The 5614-nt window shown below is 38.3% G+C and carries 3 protein-coding genes; all 3 read left to right on the plus strand.

Going from position 1 to position 5614, the window contains the following annotated elements; translation table 11 throughout:
• Positions 1 to 1264: RHS repeat domain-containing protein (locus K7A41_RS00235; RefSeq protein WP_265712097.1), on the plus strand; the 1264-nt coding region annotated here is incomplete at its 5' end.
• A gap of 16 nt (positions 1265 to 1280) precedes the next feature.
• Positions 1281 to 1865, plus strand: coding sequence for a hypothetical protein (locus K7A41_RS00240; protein ID WP_265712098.1), 585 nt, complete (start codon positions 1281 to 1283; stop codon positions 1863 to 1865).
• A 687-nt stretch (positions 1866 to 2552) separates the two neighbouring features.
• Positions 2553 to 5614 (plus strand): hypothetical protein (locus K7A41_RS00245; RefSeq protein ID WP_265712099.1); only part of this gene is annotated, 3062 nt, incomplete at its 3' end.

The raw sequence follows: 5614 nt of genomic DNA on the forward strand, positions 1-5614 counted from the left end.
CGGCTGGTACAATAATTTTAAATACACGTATTCGGGCAACCAGCTGACCAAAGTCACTGATGCGGGTACGGCGGCGAGGACCAACACGTTCAGCTATGATGCCAATGGCAACGGAATCACAAATTCACGTCTGGGGATTAGCAAGATTGAATATAATCACTTAAATTTACCTAGCAAGCTGGTTAAGGGGGCTGAAAACCTTGTTTACAGCTATGATGCGAATGGCAGAAAGCTGACCAAAACAATGGGTTCGGCAGTAACGGATTATGTTGACGGTATTCAGTACGAGAACGGGGTACTGAAATTTATCCAGACGGAGGAGGGGAGGATCCTTCCGAACGGCAGTTCTTATATTTATGAGTATTTTCTGAAGGATCATCTGGGCAATACACGTGCTGTTGTGGACCATAGTGGAACGATCAAGCAGATCCAGGACTATTATCCGTTTGGTATGGAGATGAACCAGGGCAATGCACTGAACACTGCATCAAACCTGTACAAATACAATGGGAAGGAGAAGCAGGTTGAACTGGGACTCGATCAGCTGGATTACGGAGCTAGGTTCTATGATGCAGAGATAGGACGTTGGAATGTGGTGGATCCGTTGGCACAAGTATTTGAAGATTTGTCTCCATATAATTATGGAATGAATAATCCGATACTGATGATCGATCCTGACGGGATGTCAGCGACTGAGCCTCAACTCCTGCCTGAAGTAGTAGTTACTCCAAATTGGCTTCCTGAAATTACAATACATAATAATGTAGTTGGTGAAAGTGTTTGGAGTCGAAGTATTAGGGCATCACAAAATGACGATTCCGGACAATCTTTAGGATCGACGAATCAAAACACTAATTCTGTGTCTTCCAATGAAAATAAAAAAAATCAAGAAGAGGGGGACGATAAAAAGAAACCGTCGTTAGAGGACATGAAAAAAAATCCGCCGCCTGAAAGTGCGGGTTATAAAGCACCTAAATCAGGAGCAAGAAAAGCTCGAAGTTCGCGTGGAACAGGATGGGTGGATAAAAACGGTAATATTTGGGTTCCCGATGATCACAATGGTACTCATGCTCCTCACTGGGACGTACAGCCTGAAAAAGGACCAGGTTACAGAACTGTATACCCAACTGTTGGAACTGCAGTCAAGGTCGGTGTGGGAGTAGCGGTTGGTATTGCAGTTTGGGAAACCGTTAAATGGGGTGTTGCTATACTGGGAGCGCCGGAAACTGGAGGATTGTCGCTTGGATTATTAGCAATTCCCTAATATTTAATATAACATTATGATAAAATTTAAGAATACATTTACAGATATACTTCCTTATGATAGGGATCAATATATTGAATTTCTCTTTGAAGAACCCAATTTAGTCAAATGGTATGGTGTGTCATTTCAATTAAATAAGAAAGATAAAACAATTAGTTTACCAGAGTTTATTCAAGTATACGACCCCTGGCTTAAGAAAGTTATATTAACTTTTGATCGAGGTTCTTTGTGGATTTTAAATCATGATAAAAACGATTTTGAATGGCTTCCAAACAACGAGGATAATTTACCTTCATTACGTAATTTATTTAAACAAAATAATATTTCAAAAAATTTCAAAGGTGCCTTGATCTTCAGTGAAGATACTTTGATTGAGTTTTCGAAAGAACTAATTTCATATCCTTATGGCGTTTTTAACGAACATGATTTATTTTATTCGAATATTGATATTTCCCATAATAAATTACCTTTCGTTATAAAGATATTGGATCATTTGAATATCGATTTATTAAGTACGGATGAAGAATTGTTGAAACGTATTATAAAAGAAAACAATTCAGATTCTTTTATATTAAAACCGTATAAGGGTACTAAACTGTAAAACTATTGTTTGTTAAGACAACATGTAAAACCCATGTTAATACGAATAACGGCTATATTGTAGTTGAGATTTGAAGATTTCAATAAAATGGGACGTGTAACTTTGGTTTGTGAGGAAAATGTGTGGATCCAAATCGATCAATTCGTATTAATCAGAGTGATTTCCAATAAATAATATCTTTTATAGCCACGTCGAAAGATGTGGCTTTTTACGGCGCTAGGCTCTATGATGCTGAAATAGGGAGCGAGAACTTAGTAGTACATGGAAAGACTTTAGTTTGAAAACAGCTATTGATAGATTTGGGTAATGTTCAGAAGCGTATGAATGTCCTTATCATTTAAGTCTGACGCAATGAAATATTTAACGAAATTTTTTATACAGTGTTTTCGAATAATTATTATCTTTAATTGAGCTTAAGTTAATGCGCGTGGCCAACTGATGAAAAGTAATTAAGCTCAAATGGACTAGCCGTATCTATTATATTTATAATTACCTTTTATTGTTTTTAACCATTTTTATTCTCATGAATATGTTGAAGTCATTAAACTTATGTGTGCTTAGCGCGTGCTATGCAAGGCAGTGTGCAAAACCTATTGATGGCCTTGTCATTTTACATCGAGTCACCAAAAAATAAATTTAATGTTCGGCCGAGCCTAAATAATATGTTAGATGATTGAATAAATAATTATGATTAAGAAATATTACTTAAGATTTTTTAAGATCTTTTTTACTGTCTTTATAGTTTTGGATTGTGTACCAAACCTTAAAGCGCAGACCCCATCAACATCAGAGCCGGATATAAAAAGCCCCCTCGATATTGTTCAGGCTTCACCAACTGCAAATAGCTTAGGTCAATATGGAGGAGTCGATGTTGGTTTGGCATCGGGCACGGTGAATAAAACTATCGAACTATATAATTTTATAACGGGCCCGCTTCAAGTTCCACTATCTATTAACTATTCCAGCAATGGTCTAAAGGTCAATGATAATGGAGGAATTATAGGCACTGGCTGGTCTGCAAATCTTGGCGGTGTGATCCGACGAACAGTTATGGGAGAAGATGATGAAAGAAGCACCAACCGCTTGCCAAGTACCTTTAACCCTTATGCTGTTGATGATGAAACGTATAACTATATCACAGGTATGATCAGCTATAACATTACGGCCAGCGTATATGATGGAGAACCCGATATTTTTAGTTTTAATTTTGGAAATTATTCAGGAAAATTCATTTTTGATGGTGCGGGAAATTTAGTTCTACTAAATTACAGCGGATTAAAAATTAGTCGTGTTTCTCAAACGCATTTCGAAATTTGTACACCCGATGGAGTAAAATATGAGTTCGGAGGCCCTGCTGTCGAATATAGCTATAAGATGGGAAGCGGTTGTGGAAAAGTCTTTGCCGATCCTACGAATACAGCGTATTTTTTATATAAAATAACCCATCCGGATGGAACAACCATCAACTTATTGTACGATGCCATCAATTATACTTATGTAACTGGAGTGAATGAAGTTTATTCTTATCGTAAAGATAATCCTGATGGCGACGGACCGTGTGTTTCAGGCACTCCAACGTATTCAAGGTCTAATTGTGCGTCCATAATGTATACACGAACATATTTGTTGAAAGAAATTAATTCAGTTTTGGGAAATGTACAATTATCCTATATTGACCATAGCGCGCAGGACGGGAAAATTCTTAAAGATATCCAGATTTTTCCTAAAGGCTATACATCTCCTGTAAGAAAAGTAATATTGAATTATTTGGAAAAATCCAGTACCTATTATCCTTATAGCGTTGCTTTAGCGAATAGAAATAATCTTGGATTTCGGAGCTTCTTAACTGAGATCCAGTTTGTGAATTCCGTCGGGACAATAGATTCAAAATATAAATTTGATTATAAAGATCTCAATTCCCTTCCAAGACGGTTCGCGAACTGCCAGGATTATTTTGGGTATTTTAATGGTAAATCCAACACAACATTAATACCCAAGCCACAAAATGAGGCATGGGCGTCTTATTTTAGTGACGTAAATGCCAATCGAGAGCCGGACGAGACATATGTAACTGCTGGAATGTTGTCGCGTATTATATATCCCACGGGAGGAATGGACAGTTTACTTTACGAGGCGAATACGACGTGGCGGGAATATACGATCCCAGCTCCGCTTGTAAATGAGAGCCTAACGGTTAAGGGAACGGGGACGCTTGGAACTGGCATCCAGACAACGTCTGTGTTTACTGTTTCATTTCAACAGAAGGTTAGGTTCTCTTTTTTCTGTGAAATACTTGCAACGGATGGAACTTATCCCGGAACTGGTAGAGTAATTTTGTTGAAGAACGGAGTTCAGGAAACCAGCCAAAATGTTCAGGCTTATAACTCAGGAAGTTTTGAAGTAAATCTCCTGCCGGGAAATAACTATCAGGTTAGGGTTGAAGCAGGAAAGGGAGATAAGGTTTCCTGTACAGTAAACTATTCTTATAAATCCGCGCCAGATACCAAAGCATTTAAAAACCAAATTAGTGCGGGTGTGAGGATATCTAAAGTGATTACTACTGAGAATGGAGTTAGCCATGAAAAGAAATATAGCTATTATGATATAAATGATGTCGATAAGAAGTCAAGCGGCAAGGTAAATACTGACCCTTATTTTGAATGGTTTACGACCGGAAAATATAAATGTTCCTACTCCACCTATTACTACATTGGAAAATATTATAAATATACTTTGAGCTCCAATAGTATTTTTGGAGATTCGTATTACGATTCAGCCCCGCAATACTATTCAGATGTTTTTGAGGAAAATAGCCAGGGCAATGGCGGTGTGATCTATAAGTTTACAGTCAATCCGAATTCTAGACCATATGTATATAAGGGAGAAGATTTCAACGCACCATGGACGAGTAATGCTCATTCGAATGGACTTGAAATCGATAGACTAATCTTTAAACGCAATGGAAATATAGTGATTCCTGTTCAAAGGATTTCTACCAGCTATAGATCAGATCCTACAAGGAGCAATACTTTCAAAGCATATGTGGCGAACCAACGTTATCTATCGGACGATTTTTACGGTGAGAGTAAATTTACTCCGCTGGACCTGTTAGAATATGATCATCTGCAGCGATGGATTTATGTAGATTCCGTAAGGACAAAACATTATGCTATTAATGGAACGGATTATTCGGAAACGATCGATGCTTTCTTTTACGATAATCCTGTACATGCACAGCTGTCACGTAAAACGAGATTAGACAGTAAAGGGAAACGGAACGTGATACAGTATTTGTATCCCAATGATTACGCTCAGGGTGAGATATTTATCAATGATATGATCAGTGGGAAGCTGTCGGGCCTACCCGTCGAACAAGTTTCTTTTGTAGAGCAAGGGACCAATAGGGCTGTTATTTCAGGTAGTTTGACCAGATATAAGACCGGGGGGAAAGGTCTTGTTGATGTACAGCTTGGATTGGATATAGTAAATTCCGTACCATTGTCGAACTTCAAATTCAGTAATCGGACTTTAGGGACTGTACCGCCAAACGGAACGCCGACTTCGTTTTCGGCCGATACTCGATACACAAATGAATATCAGATTTCTTTATATAACTCCAATGGTCGGCCACAGGAACTAAAAAAACGTGAGGAAGCTACTGCAGTTTATCTCTGGGGGTACGGAGGTCAGTATCCTATAGCCGAGATCCGAAACGCGACGTATGCCCAGGTCGATAGTGTTCTGACCAA

The sequence above is a fragment of the Sphingobacterium sp. InxBP1 genome (assembly GCF_026191775.1).
GTDB classification, from domain to species: Bacteria; Bacteroidota; Bacteroidia; order Sphingobacteriales; family Sphingobacteriaceae; genus Sphingobacterium; species Sphingobacterium thalpophilum.